This window comes from Actinoplanes sichuanensis, from assembly GCF_033097365.1.
GTDB lineage: Bacteria > Actinomycetota > Actinomycetes > Mycobacteriales > Micromonosporaceae > Actinoplanes > Actinoplanes sichuanensis.
Genome location: NZ_AP028461.1, coordinates 4090210 through 4102355, shown reverse-complemented (window position 1 = coordinate 4102355; position 12146 = coordinate 4090210). Strand labels below are relative to the sequence as shown.

The 12146-nt window shown below is 69.4% G+C and carries 15 protein-coding genes and 2 pseudogenes; 10 read left to right on the top strand and 7 right to left on the bottom strand.

Annotated elements, in window-relative coordinates:
* Nucleotides 1-26 precede the first annotated feature (26 nt).
* The gene (locus Q0Z83_RS18935; protein WP_317795278.1) at nucleotides 27-926 is read right to left on the bottom strand and encodes a phosphotransferase family protein; all 900 of its coding nucleotides are present in this window, start codon (nucleotides 924-926) and stop codon (nucleotides 27-29) included.
* A gap of 102 nt (nucleotides 927-1028) precedes the next feature.
* Here Q0Z83_RS18935 and Q0Z83_RS18930 point away from each other — a divergent pair, with 102 nt between their 5' ends.
* The 3 genes and pseudogenes from Q0Z83_RS18930 (at nucleotide 1029) to Q0Z83_RS18920 (ending at nucleotide 3298) form a co-directional block, all read left to right on the top strand.
* Nucleotides 1029-2264 carry a hypothetical protein gene (locus Q0Z83_RS18930; protein ID WP_317795277.1) on the top strand — a complete coding sequence of 412 codons (1236 nt, stop codon included), beginning with the start codon at nucleotides 1029-1031 and terminating at the stop codon, nucleotides 2262-2264.
* A 92-nt stretch (nucleotides 2265-2356) separates the two neighbouring features.
* Nucleotides 2357-2486: pseudogene (locus tag Q0Z83_RS18925) on the top strand (DUF5926 family protein); the annotation flags it as partial.
* Between the two features lie 614 nt (nucleotides 2487-3100).
* The gene (locus Q0Z83_RS18920; protein WP_317797415.1) at nucleotides 3101-3298 is read left to right on the top strand and encodes a hypothetical protein; all 198 of its coding nucleotides are present in this window, start codon (nucleotides 3101-3103) and stop codon (nucleotides 3296-3298) included.
* Nucleotides 3299-3324: 26 nt separating this feature from the next.
* Here the strand turns inward: Q0Z83_RS18920 and Q0Z83_RS18915 are convergent.
* Nucleotides 3325-3642 (bottom strand): annotated as a pseudogene (locus Q0Z83_RS18915) (glycoside hydrolase family 95-like protein); the annotation flags it as partial.
* A gap of 302 nt (nucleotides 3643-3944) precedes the next feature.
* Between Q0Z83_RS18915 and Q0Z83_RS18910 the strand changes: the two are divergent.
* A complete protein-coding gene (locus tag Q0Z83_RS18910) occupies nucleotides 3945-4415 on the top strand; it encodes a hypothetical protein (protein WP_317795276.1) in 471 nt (156 codons plus the stop codon).
* 74 nt (nucleotides 4416-4489) lie between these two features.
* Nucleotides 4490-4714: a hypothetical protein gene (locus Q0Z83_RS18905; protein WP_317795275.1), complete on the top strand. Its 225-nt coding sequence runs from the start codon at nucleotides 4490-4492 to the stop codon at nucleotides 4712-4714.
* 17 nt (nucleotides 4715-4731) lie between these two features.
* Here the strand turns inward: Q0Z83_RS18905 and Q0Z83_RS18900 are convergent, their stop codons facing one another.
* Entirely contained in the window at nucleotides 4732-5085 is a 354-nt protein-coding gene (locus Q0Z83_RS18900) for a cupin domain-containing protein (RefSeq protein WP_317795274.1), read from the bottom strand.
* 91 nt (nucleotides 5086-5176) lie between these two features.
* On the opposite strand from Q0Z83_RS18900, the gene Q0Z83_RS18895 reads away from it, so the two are divergent.
* Both Q0Z83_RS18895 and Q0Z83_RS18890 read left to right on the top strand, forming a co-directional pair.
* Nucleotides 5177-5617 (top strand): AraC family transcriptional regulator, encoded by a 441-nt coding sequence (locus Q0Z83_RS18895; protein WP_317795273.1) that lies wholly within the window; start codon nucleotides 5177-5179, stop codon nucleotides 5615-5617.
* 4 nt (nucleotides 5618-5621) lie between these two features.
* Nucleotides 5622-6089: a VOC family protein gene (locus Q0Z83_RS18890; protein ID WP_317795272.1), complete on the top strand. Its 468-nt coding sequence runs from the start codon at nucleotides 5622-5624 to the stop codon at nucleotides 6087-6089.
* 6 nt (nucleotides 6090-6095) lie between these two features.
* On the opposite strand, the gene Q0Z83_RS18885 is transcribed toward Q0Z83_RS18890, so the two are convergent.
* On the bottom strand, nucleotides 6096-6299 hold the full coding sequence (locus Q0Z83_RS18885) for a hypothetical protein (RefSeq protein ID WP_317795271.1): 204 nt from the start codon (nucleotides 6297-6299) through the stop codon (nucleotides 6096-6098).
* A gap of 56 nt (nucleotides 6300-6355) precedes the next feature.
* The gene (locus tag Q0Z83_RS18880) at nucleotides 6356-9352 is read right to left on the bottom strand and encodes a bifunctional cytochrome P450/NADPH--P450 reductase (protein WP_317795270.1); all 2997 of its coding nucleotides are present in this window, start codon (nucleotides 9350-9352) and stop codon (nucleotides 6356-6358) included.
* 73 nt (nucleotides 9353-9425) lie between these two features.
* Here Q0Z83_RS18880 and Q0Z83_RS18875 point away from each other — a divergent pair, with 73 nt between their 5' ends.
* A complete protein-coding gene (locus Q0Z83_RS18875) occupies nucleotides 9426-10052 on the top strand; it encodes a TetR/AcrR family transcriptional regulator (protein WP_317795269.1) in 627 nt (208 codons plus the stop codon).
* A 49-nt stretch (nucleotides 10053-10101) separates the two neighbouring features.
* Nucleotides 10102-10440, top strand: coding sequence for a hypothetical protein (locus tag Q0Z83_RS18870; protein ID WP_317795268.1), 339 nt, complete (start codon nucleotides 10102-10104; stop codon nucleotides 10438-10440).
* A gap of 3 nt (nucleotides 10441-10443) precedes the next feature.
* On the opposite strand, the gene Q0Z83_RS18865 is transcribed toward Q0Z83_RS18870, so the two are convergent.
* Nucleotides 10444-10671, bottom strand: coding sequence for a hypothetical protein (locus tag Q0Z83_RS18865; RefSeq protein WP_317795267.1), 228 nt, complete (start codon nucleotides 10669-10671; stop codon nucleotides 10444-10446).
* Nucleotides 10672-10915: 244 nt separating this feature from the next.
* On the opposite strand from Q0Z83_RS18865, the gene Q0Z83_RS18860 reads away from it, so the two are divergent.
* Nucleotides 10916-11707: an SDR family NAD(P)-dependent oxidoreductase gene (locus Q0Z83_RS18860; protein WP_317795266.1), complete on the top strand. Its 792-nt coding sequence runs from the start codon at nucleotides 10916-10918 to the stop codon at nucleotides 11705-11707.
* 3 nt (nucleotides 11708-11710) lie between these two features.
* Here Q0Z83_RS18860 and Q0Z83_RS18855 read toward each other — a convergent pair whose 3' ends face one another.
* The gene (locus Q0Z83_RS18855) at nucleotides 11711-12139 is read right to left on the bottom strand and encodes a nitroreductase/quinone reductase family protein (protein WP_317795265.1); all 429 of its coding nucleotides are present in this window, start codon (nucleotides 12137-12139) and stop codon (nucleotides 11711-11713) included.
* Between the last annotated feature and the right edge of the window lie 7 nt (nucleotides 12140-12146).

The following is a 12146-nucleotide window of genomic DNA, read 5'->3' as shown; positions in this document are numbered from 1 at the left end:
AACGCTCCGGCCAGTTCGCCGAGCCGTCAGCCGGCCCGGAGGACATGCTCGAGCCGCTGTTCGAGTCGGCCGCGAGCGAGATCGTCGCTGATGTCCAGCCCGGAATCACGCCAGGGCTGGACGACCTTCACCGGGTCCGGGAGGTAGCCGACGATGTCCATGACGTTCCAGTATCGGAACCGGTCCTCGTCGCGACAGGCATCGGTGCGGCGGCGGTATGCGTCCGTGAACCTGACCGATGCCTCGATGCCGTGCAACATGGCCAGGTACGTGGAGGCGTGCGCGACGTCCAGATCCGCCGGCCCCCACGATGTCTCGACCCAATCGACCACACCGCTGATGCGCCCCCGCGACCACAGCAGATTGCCCAGGTGGAAGTCGCGGTGCAGAAACCTACCCGCATAATCCGGTGCGGGCTGCTCCAGCAGTTCGAAAGCCCGACTCCACAGCTCCGGCCGTCGCATCCACGGCGACATGACCCGCTTGCTCGGCGGCGCCCATGATTGGTAGTCCCGAGGCCTGTTCCGGCCGGGCTCGAAGTGATGGATGTCGACGAGAGTCTGCGCCAGTGTCGCCAGGACGTCGTCGGTGGCGGAGTCCAAGCGGAGTCTGCCGGGAAGCCAGGACATCAGATGAGCCGGCGCTCCGGCGGCGGTCCCGGAAAGGTCGAGGGCGATACTCCGAGGCGCTGGAATGGGGGAGCCGTCCAGTTGCTGCTGCACGGTCGCTTCTCGGGCGAGCAGCCCGGCCGCATGCCGACGCCACGGCTCCTTCGTCATCAGCCGAAGGACGGCCCGGTCACCGTCGTCTCCGGTCAAGGTCGACATGGTCGACGTCCAGCCACCGGTGAGAGGTCGCACGTCGACGATCCGCCGTTGCCAAGCCGACTCGGCCCAGCCGACCTCTACCCCGATACCTGTGGCCACCGCGTCATCCTGTCATCCACGGCGGCATGCACCCCCAGGGGTCTCCACAGATCTTGAATGTGCCTGCGAAGGTGGAGCCACATTCGACGGAGGGACGTGGCGATGGAGTGGACCTCGGCGCTCGGCCGGTACGCGGGCCGGCTTCACCGGGCCACCGGGATGGGGCACCATGTGGCCTCCCCGTTGGGTGCCTGGCTGCTGCTGGCGCTGGTCGCGAAGGCGGCACCGCCCGGTCACGACCTGGCCGAGGCACTCGGGATGGACCCGGACGAGGCGGCCGCCGTCGCCGGTACCCTGCTCGAGCAGCCGCACAGCATGGTCGCGGCCGCCTCCGCGGTGTGGTACGGCCCGGATGCCGACGTCTCCGGGCTGGCCGGCTGGTGGGCCGGACTGCCGTCGACGACGAGTTTCGGGCCGCTGCCGGACCGGCTGGAGCTGGACCGATGGGTGCGCGAACACAGCCTCGGCCTCATCGCCTCCATGCCGGACATCTCGCCCCGGGCCCTGCTGACGTTGGCGAGCGTGCTGGCGACCAAGGTCTCCTGGCGCGAGCCGTTCGAGGCCGTCCCGGCCGACGATCTCGGCCGGGACACGCTGTGGGCGCCCCGGCTGAGTCAGGTGTTGCGGACACCGCCGAAGAGCCACCGGATGTTCATCGCCCGGTCGGAACACGCCGGTGAGATCATCGTGCACGTGGCGGCCGGCGCACCCGCCGAGGACCCCGACCACTACCACGACCCGACGGCCGGCCGCGACGAACTCCAGGTGGTGTCGGTGGCCGCGGCACCCGACGTCGACCCGGCCCGGGTGCTGGCCGCCGCGTACGAGATCGCTCCCGCCTGTGTCTCGGGCCGTCGGCTCAAGAGCGAGGTCTCGCTGTTCAAACTGCCGCCCGGGCAGACCCCGTTGTGGACGATCCGGGAGACCGAGCTACACGGCCACACCGAGAGTTACAGCGCGGTGCTGCCCTGCTGGTCGGCGCACTCCACGCACGACCTGACCGATACCGGTCCGGGGTTCCCCGCCGCGACACGGATCCTCGCGGGCCTGCTCGGTATCGACGACCTCACGCATCAGGCGCAACAGACGGCGGTGGCCCGGTACGGGCAGTACGGTTTCGAGGCCGCCGCGCTGACCACCACGGCGTCCTACCGATCCGCCGGACTCGGCCCGATGCTCGCACGGGAGGCCGAGCTGCGCTTCGCTCACCCGTACGCCGTGGTGGCCGTAGCCGCACAGACCTCCGGAGCCGGCAGTGCCGCCGAGCCCGGACCCTGGCACGGTGTGCCGGTCTTCTCCGCCTGGGTGAGCGAGCCGGACGACCTGTTCGAACGCTGACCGACCCCGGCTCGGCCCGCGTCGATCGCTCGACGCAGGCAGGTCGTCCGCCGGTATGGGATCCATCGGTCGAGGCCGACGAGACGGAGTGGATCGCTCTGCGTGAGCTGGTTTCCGGCCGCGTCGGCGCCGCCGACCCTCAAGCCGGAGACCGTCGAGGGGTACGGGGACCGTCCGGTGACCCTGTCGACGGTGCTGCCTGTGGCGTGGCCGGCCATGTCCGCAACGATGAGACCGGGCGTTGGACGCGCTGTCCCGACAGTCCGGCTCGGGAAATCTGTCGTTCGGTGGGGACACCAAGTTCGCCGGATACTAATGCACAGCGGCAGGATTCGATGCGAATCTATGCATGAGGCCGAGGCTCGCAGCAGCGCGTTAGGGTCTGCTGTGCGAGCTCCGCTGAGGGCGGTGCGGCAGCACGGTTCGGAGGCGGTGCCGAGCGCTATGGGTTGTGGCGCTGACGTTAGATCTTGGGACGGCCATGCATCTGCCGATCAGTGGGGCTAGCTTTGTCTCAGCGATCGATGAGTCGGGATGCACCATCCGAAAGAAGACTTGATCGTGAATGCGGCATTCATCCCTGGTCATTCCCCTTTCTTCCCCTGCCGTCGCCCTGTTACGTAGGGGTGCGAGCACTTACGGTAGTTGGAAAGAGAGGCCGTGAATGAGTGAGAAGGAACCGCATTCACGCACAGAAACGGCACCCGTCTAGTCCACGGATGCCGTTTCGATCACCTGCCCACCGGCCCCGCGAAGAGTCGAAGGAAGGTACACCCATGACCGTAACAAGGTCCGAGGCCCCTAACAATGAGGAAGGTGCCCTCGCCGCAGATGCGGTGACCCGGGTCCCCCGGGCGGTCTGGATCGGATTCGCCCTCGTCGCCGGCGCGCTGGCCGGTGCCACCGCGGGCCTGCTCTCGGCTGCTGGGGGAGTTCCCGTCCCGCTCGCGATCCTCGCCGGCGGCGGAGCCTGTGGCAGCACCGTCGCCCTGATGCTCGCCGTGGTGCGGTACGCCACCGGCGACCATCCGTGACAGTGGCCCGGTGGCAGCCGGGCAACTGCACCGCGGTCGGCGGTGATCAGCAGCTCGTCGGCGTGGCCGTCGGTCCAGCGCGCGCCCACGGTGTGGCCGCCTCGGGCGCGTAGGCCGGTGACCCGCCCGTTCGGCCAGGCCGGCGGCGGGGCGGGCAGGGCGTGCAACTCGCCGGTGTGGCTCTGCAGCAGCATCTCGGCGATGCCGGAGGTGGCGCCGAAGTTCCCGTCGATTTGGAACGGCGTGTGCAGGTCGAACATGTTCGGTGCCAGCCGTTGCGGGGTGATCAGGTCACCGAGCAGGTCGTGGGCGCGGGCCTGAGGTGCAGCCGGGCACGGGGGCATGACATCGACGCTAGTTGATTTACAGGTTTCGGCAATGCGTCCGGGCGGGCTCGGGAGCCCGCCTCCCGGCTTGTCGATCAGGGGGCGCGAAGGGGGGCCGGCGCGCGACGCGACGGCGGCGCCGCTGGCCCGCTCGCGATGTCTCGTACACCCGGATGGTTTCTGCGGCGCCCCTTCTGTCGCTCAAACGACATCGGCGTTAATTGATAGTTCACCGCGAATCGGCGAACTATAGTGACGTTCGTCGATCGCATTCGGCGGCGACGGAAACGGGGAACGGGGAAAGTGTGAAGAATTCGATCATGCGATTCATGTCAGTCATGGTGCTGGTCGGGGCGATGCTCGCGGTCGGTTCCACGGCGCAGGCGGCCGACAGGGTCGACCCGCGGCCGGCCGTCGGGGGTCCGACGCCTGACGTCACCAAGATTCCGGTGTCCGGGGGCGTGGGCACCCTGAGCTACGACGCCAACTGCTTCGGCTACACCGGCACGTTCAAGGACGGGTCGTTCATCCTGGTCGTCGACTGGGAGGATGCCGACTCGAACGCTGACGAGTGCTTCGGTATCTCTCCCGGCCGGGCCATCTGGCACGCCTGGCCGGGATCGGGCAGCTGGGTGCAGATGCCGAACAACGGCCGGGCCGACAACATGGTGGGGGCGTACTACTCCAACGACGGTCGGCGCGGAGTGAAGGTCCGCGTCGCGGCTTCGGGCAACGTCTTCTGCTCGACCCGCAACTTCGGCCCGGGCTGGGGTGCCTGGTTCATCTGCTGATCGACGAATGATCCGGCCGGCGGTGGGACGTCAATCCCGCCGCCGGTTTCGTCTCACGCTTTCGTATCTCCGGAATGGAAGAGAAACAGTTCTATCGCGTCTCGCTCGGCATGTCGGCGTCTCGCCGGATCCGGGTGGTTCCGACGATTTCCGATATGGTCGACGCGGGTGCTGCAGCACTTCATGAAGCTGAGCGACCTGCCGGTCACCATCAGCTGACCCTGCTCGATCGCTCGATCGCTCAGGAGGCGATCGGGAAGCCGGCGGCCGTTCGATCGGCAACCCGGACGTCGGCCTGAGAAGCGCCGGCCGCGGGTCAGACCACGTAGATCTTGCGCAGTGTCTCCCGGACCGTCCAGACCGTGCGGTCACCGGCACGCAGCCGCACCGCCACCCCGGGCTTCAGGTCGATCTCGGAACCGTCGGCGAACGCGACTGTGGCGTCCCCGGCCAGCACGATGAACACCTCGTCGACCTCGGTGTCGGTCACCGTGCCGGCGGTCAGCTGCCAGACGCCGACCTCGGCACCGAGGGCCTCGCTCAGCACCCGCGACGAGACGCCGGGGCGACCGGCCACCACGTTCTCCGGCGCCAGTTCGCTCGGACCGAGTTCGAGTCCCAGCACGTCCTCGGTGAGGATCCGGTTCTCCGCGATGCTGCCGATCGACATCCGCTCTCCTGTCGCCGCTGTGATGTAACGGATCGTATTGGATCATGCGCGGGATCCCGGTTGCCGGTCCGGCGCCACTACGATCGTCGGCGTGCCGAAAGCGGGCTGGTCACCGACCGAAGACCACAACAGGCGACTGCTGCGCGCCCGCGACGCGATGGACCGCGACTTCGCCGACCGCCTCGACCTGCCCGCGCTCGCCAGACTGGCACACATGTCCGAGGGCCACTTCAGTCGCAGCTTCCGCGCCGCCTTCGGGGAGACCCCGCACCGCTATCTGCAGCGCCGCCGCATCGAGCGGGCCATGTCCCTGCTGCGCGACCCGGCCAGTTCGGTGACCGAGGTCGGGCTGCTGGTCGGCTTCGACAGCCTCGGCGCGTTCAGCCGGGCGTTCCGGGCCGCCGTCGGGGTGTCACCGTCGCAGTACCGCGAACGACGGCTGACCGCCCGCGCGCCGGTGTGCTTCGTGAAAACCTGGCTGCGACCGGTCAGTTTCGGCGAAGCGTACCCACCCGAGACGTCCCTAGGGTGAAGGCATGTTCAACGCGATCACCATCACCATGGTCCGGGTCCTCGACCAGGACGAGGCCCTCGACTTCTACGTCGGCAAGCTCGGCTTCAAGATCGACGACGACGTCGACATGGGCTTCATGCGCTGGCTGACCATCTCCCTGCCGTCCGATCCGGGCCGGCAGCTGCTGCTGGAGGTGCCCGGCCCGCCCGCGATGAGCGAGCAGACCGCGGCGCAGGTGCGGGACCTGCTCACCAAGGGGGCCCTCGGCGCGTCGGCGATCCTCACCACCGACGACTGCCAGAACGTCTACGACACCCTCACAGCCCGAGGCGTGGAATTCACCCAGGGCGTCGAGGTGCAGCCGTACGGCATCGACTGCGCCTTCCGCGACCCGTTCGGCAACCACATCCGCGTCACGCAGCCGGCCGAGCAGCCGACCGCCGTCACCGACGAGGACCGCGCCCGCTGGTGCAGCCCCGCCGGCTCCTGAGCCGACTCAGCGGCGCCGTCTCCTCGCCCAGACGACATAGACGGCACACAGGATCGCCATCACCACGGTGACGGCACCCCAGGCCCACCGCTCTGCGGGCTCGTCCGCCAGAAAGGTGCGGACACCGGCCAGGACGGCGAGTACGAGCGGGCCCAGGCCGAACCACTCCGAATGCTCGGAGAAGGTCAGCTCCGTCAGCGACTGTCGCATGTGGCCAGTGTAGGCGGCGGTCGCTGCCGACGTGCGCGTCGGCAGCTGCCGGGTCCTCAGAAGAGGTCCGTTCCATAGCGGCCGGCCGCCGCCAGGTCGTCGAGCCACGAGGCCGGGCCGAACTCCCGCAGCGTGCTCTCCACGGCCGGGCCCATGCCGTTGACGTCACCGCAGACGTACAGGTGCGCGCCGCGATCGACCAGGTCGAGGACGGTGCGGCGGTGCTGCCACAGCCGGTGCTGAACGTACCGGACGTCGCCGTCGGGTCGGCGGGAGTAGGCGCGGTACACCCGTAGCCGACCGGCCTCGACATGCGCGGCGAACTCCTCGGCGTAGAGGTCGTCGACGTCGGGGTGCCGGCAGCCGAAGAACAGCACGGACTCGGCGTCCGGGCGGGCCTGGAGGAACGCCCGGAACGGGGCGATGCCCGAACCGGCGGCGATCATGATCATCGGGGTGGTGGGGTCGGCCGGTGGCCGGAACACCTCCGCCGGTGCGGCCAGGGCGACGGTCAGGCGGTCGCCGGGACGGGCGCGTTGCAGGTAGCTCGACGCGGCACCGAGGTGGATCCCGTTGCCGGATCGGGCCGGGCCCTCGGCCACCGACACGGTGAGCGCGACCTCGGACTGGACCTCGGCGGCTGAACTGATCGAGTACTGCCGCATCCTCGGCTCGGGCAGCGCCTCCAGGACCCAGGCCAGGTCGACCTGGCAGGAGGCGAACATCTCCAGCAGGTCCAGCAGCGACAGCCGCCTGTCGGCGAGACGTTCCAGCTCGGACCTTTCCGGTGGGCACTTCGTGGTCTGGGCCAGGCGGCCGACGACACCGGGTGTGGCGGGTGCGGACAGGTCGACGTACCGGGTGAGCAGATCGTCGAGGCGCAGTGGCATGCCGGTCGGGATGCGGCCGGCGGGTGCGTCGGAGTCGATCGTGACCAGGTCGTCGGCGGGCCGGCCGAGCCGGGTGATCATGCGGGTGACCAGGTTCGGGTGGTTGTGGGGCAGTACCGACAGGTAGTCGCCGGTGCGGTAGGTCCAGCCGTCGGGCAGCCGCAGCTCCAGGTGGCGTTTGGAACCGGCGGCCGGGTCGCGGACCAGCTCCCGGTTCTCCAGCACGACCGCGGTCGGGGCCGCGACGATGCTGACGCGGTAACGTGAGCCGGTGGTCTGCGCAAGCGGCAGGTCGTACGTCTTCGCGAGGTCTTCCCAGAGTGGCTGATACCAGCGCTCGAACTCGCCGAAGAAGTCGGTGCGCGCGTCGACGGCACCGCGCTCGCGGAGGCGGCGGGCGCCGGCTCGGTGCATCGCCTCGTCGATGATCGTGGGGATGCGCTGGTAGGTCGCGGCCCAGTCCAGGCTTCCGCAGCCCAGCACCAGATAGTCGACCCCGGTCAGGTCCGGCCGGTCCCGGGTGAGCCAACCGACGAAGCGCTGCGCGTTGTCCGGCGGGGTGCCGTTGTAGGAGGAGCTGACGATCACCACCGGTCCGGCAGAGGGCAGGTCCCCGGTGTGTTCGTCGAGGGTGGCCACGGTGGTGCTCCAGCCGCGGGCGGTGCCGTCGGCGGCGATCGTGCGGGCCAGGCTCTCGCTGCTGCCACTGTTGGAGCCGTACAGCACCAGCAGGGCGGTGCCGTGCGCCGCGCTGCTCGGCGGCGTGCGCACGACCGGCCTCGGTGCGGCGGGGCGGCGGGTCGCCGTACGGATGAGCAGGTCTTTGGGTTTGAGGGTGAGGGTTTCGCTGACGGTCATCCGGTAGCCGGGGTCGGCGAGGGAGAGATCGAATCGCTGCAATATCATGGCCAGCACCAGCGTGGCCTCCTGCAGGGCGAAGGGCCGGCCGATGCACGCGCGGGCGCCGTGCCCGAACGGCATCCACGCGTATTCCGGGATCTCGCCCATCCGCTCGGGAGCGAACCGGTCCGGGTCGAACGTGTCCGGGTCGGTCCACACCGCCGGGTCGCGGTGCAGGACCGGCAGCATGACCAGGACGTGCTCGCCCGCCGCGACCGGATGGCCGCCGAGCGTGGTCGGCTCGCTCGGGGTCAGCGCGAAGGCCGGCGCGGTCGGATGCAGCCGCAGCGTCTCGCGCAGGATCTGCCCGAGAAAACCCAACTTCGCAAGATCTTCAAACGCGGGGGTACGGTCCCCGAGCACCTGATCGACGCAGAGGCGGGCGCGTGCCAAGACCGTCGGCTGCGTGAGCAGCCGATGGACGGCGAAGGACAGCAGCCCCGAGGTGGTCTCGTGCCCGGCGATCAGGAACGTCGCCAGCTGGTAGCGGATGTTCTGTTCCGACAGCCGCTCCCCGGTGAGCGGGTCGCTTGCGGTGAGCATGCGTTCCAGCAGGTCGTCGGGTCGTTCGGCGGGCGGTTTGGCGATCCGCGCGGTGACGATGTCGTCGGCGATCCGGTGCATCAGCGTGATGTCCGCGCGGTACTGCCGGTTCGTGCCGACCAGCAACGGCTGCACGCCCGGCAGCCGTTCCCCCCGGGCGCCCGCCTCGACCAGTGCCCGGACCATCGCACCCACGAACGGGTGCGGTTGCTCGGAGTAGAACGAGTTGAACCGCACGTCGAAGGCGCACAGCGCGATGGTGTCCAACGTCAGCCGGGTCATGTCCTCGGCCACGTCGATGTCGTGGTCCGGACCGAACCGCTCCCAGCGCAGCATCATCTGCTCGGCGATGTCGAGCATCTGTGGGAAGTAGTCGCGGATCGCCGCCGTCCCGAACGCGGGCATCAGCAGCCGGTGCGCGCGACCCCAGTTGGGTTCGTCGTCGTAGGCGGTGAACAGGCCGTCGCCGCCCAGGTCACGCAGCTGCTCCAGAGGGTCGTGGACGGCTTTGGACCAGAGCGGGTCGGAGCACATCTCGGTCACCAGCGCATGGTGTGAGGCGAAGATCATCCGCTTGCCGCCGACGTCGAGGGAGAAGACCCCGCCGTAGCGCCGGTGGTAGTCCTCGGCGAAGTCGCCGCTCGTCTCGTGCGGTGCGCGGATCAGCTCGAGCAGATTGCCGAGCAGCGGGAGCGGCTTCGGACCCGGGATGTTCTGCATGCCGCCCAAGCTAACTTGGCCACAGGACTTGGTCAAGTGACCAAGTCCTGTGGCCAATGCTACGATCCGGGCCATGGAAGAGGGCACGGGCGCGAAGACCGTCCGCCGCAACATCAGCGCCGCCGACCGCCGGAAGTTGCTGGTCGCCGCCGCACTGAGGGTCATGAGACGCGACGGCATCGCGGCCGCCACCACCCGCGCCATCTGCGCCGAGGCCGGCATGCCGCACGGCGCCTTCCACTACTGCTTCCACACCAAGAAAGACCTGTACGCGGCCGTCCTGGCCAGCGACCGGGAGATCGACCTCGACGACGCCTGGCCCGACATCCGTCCCGAGGCGACCCCCGAGGAGAACATCGCCACGATGCTCACCGCCTACTGGACACAGATCGAATCCGACCCCGGCGCCCAACAGGTCCTCTTCGAGCTCGGCAACGTCGCCCTCCGCGACCCCGAACTTCAGGACCTTCCCCAGGCGGAGCACCGCGAGTCGCTGGAGAAGGCGACCGGCTACATCACCCGCCTGGCCAAGGAGGCCGGCTTCACCTACCTACGCGACGAAGCCGTGCTCGCCGACCTGGTGCTGGCCACCCTCAACGGGGTCGCCTGGTCCTGGCTGTCGCACCGCGACGACGCCCGCGCCCGAGCCGGCCTCGACCAGTTCGCCGCCATCTTCGCGAACCTGGTCCGCACCACCTGAGCCGCGCACCCGGGGTCCCGCCTTGCGGCCGGATGCCAGGATGCCCGACGTGACGACACCACGTACGCCCATGAATGCCGCCCGTGCCCTGTCCGGTCGGGCGGCCATCGCTCTCGCGGCGGCGACGGCGGTGTTCCTACTCGGCGTCCACCTGCAGAGCGACGGCTTCTGCAGCGCCGACGAGACCGCCGTGAACGCCTTCGTCATGGCGGTCATGGTCGCGGCCGTCGGCCTGACCGCCGCGGCCCTCAGCGTCCTCGGCCGCGGATATCGGGGCGTGCGACTCGCGGCACTGGCCGGCTGGGCGGCGACCCTGCTGCCGGCCTACCTACTGATGGCATGGGCGATGCGATACGTCGCATCCGTCCACGCGGGCTGCCCGCAGTGACCCTCACCCCGCGATATCGGTCGGCCAGACCGTTTCGAGTCGGGTGTCGGTGAGGTGGAACAGGTGCGCCCGCACGTCGGGGGAGTGTTCCAACTCGCGGCGCAGCGCGGCCGGCAGGGATTCCCGGCAGAAGACGGCCACCGCTTCGGCGACGACGTCGTCGCCGACCGACGCCGGCCAGTGCCGGTAGGCGGCATCCGTCCGGGAGGCGAGTCGCTCGACCATCAGCACCGCCGGCAGACCTGGAGTCGGACACAACGGGACCGATCTCAAGGCGGGGCGTCGCTTCGAGCCCGGCCCGACGGGCGAACTCGTTGGCGTACAACCCGTTGGACTGCTCCTCGACCGCGCCGAACAGGCCGCTGAGCACACCCCTCACCACGTACTCCCTCGTCCCGGTCGGCTTGCTCATCGGGTGCTCATCGCAGCCCGGCAGCATCGAATCAACCGCAGCCGCCCGCAACGAGGAGAACCCATGGATCTGCAGCTCACCGGTAAGACCGCCGTCATCAGCGGCTCCAGCCGAGGCATCGGCTACGCCACCGCGAAGGCCCTGGCCGGCGAAGGCGTGGACGTGATCCTCAACGGCCGTGGCCCCGGGAGACTCGACAAGGCCGTCGAGGCGCTGCGCGCCGAGGTTCCCGGGGTGTCGGTCACCGGCCTGCCCGCCGACTTCGCGAACCCGACCGACGTCGACCGGCTGTGCGACCGGCTCGGCAGCGTCGACATCCTGATCAACAACGTCGGACTCTTCGAGCTCAAGCCGTTCGAGTCGATCTCCGACGACGACTGGCGCCTCTATCACGAGGTCAACGTGCTCAGCGGCGTCCGGCTCGCCCGACGGCTCATGCCCGCGATGCTCGAACGGGGCTGGGGCCGGATCGTGTTCGTCAGCAGCGAGTCGGGCGTCAACGTACCCGCCGACATGATCCACTACGGCACGTCCAAGACCGCGATGCTCGCGGTGGGCAACGGCCTGGCCAAACTCACCAAGGGCACCGCCGTGACGGTCAACTCGGTACTCGGCGGCCCGACCTACTCCGACGGTGTCGCCGACACGGTCACGACACTGGCCGCCGCGCAGTCCATCCCCGAGGAGCAGATGAAGGCGGCGATCATCGGCGCCAACCAGACGTCGCTGCTGGGCCGGTTCATCGACCCGGCCGAGATCGCCGCCGCGGTCACCTTCCTCGCCAGCCCGGTCGCCTCCGCGGTCAACGGATCCGCCATGCGCGTCGACGGAGGCGCGCTGACCACGCTGCTGTAGGCCTCACCGCCGCAGGTCGGGGAAGGTGACCTCGACGAGACGGCTCGTGCGCAGCCAGTCGACCAGATGTGTGGGCTGCTGGATGGTGCCCGGATTGCTCGGCTGGTTCAGGTCGGCCACCACCTCGGTGAAGACCGTCCTGCGTTCGCCCGGATCGGTGACCGGCCGAGCCCGGGCGCGCAGATCGGCCCGCACGCCGTTCTTGAGGTGGAACGTGAAATCGGGATGCGACAGCAGATTCGCGTACCAACTCGGCGGCCGCAGCAGGCCGCTGTTGAGGTAGAACCTGCCGTGCACGCGGTAGAAGAAGATCTCGATCCGGCGCGGTCGGCCGGTGCGGCGGCCGACCGTGGTGATGTCGACGATCCGTGCACGGGTCGGCGAGGCCGGCGTCAGCTCCAGCGCTGCGCGGACGGCGGGGTCGGTGACCATGTCCGTG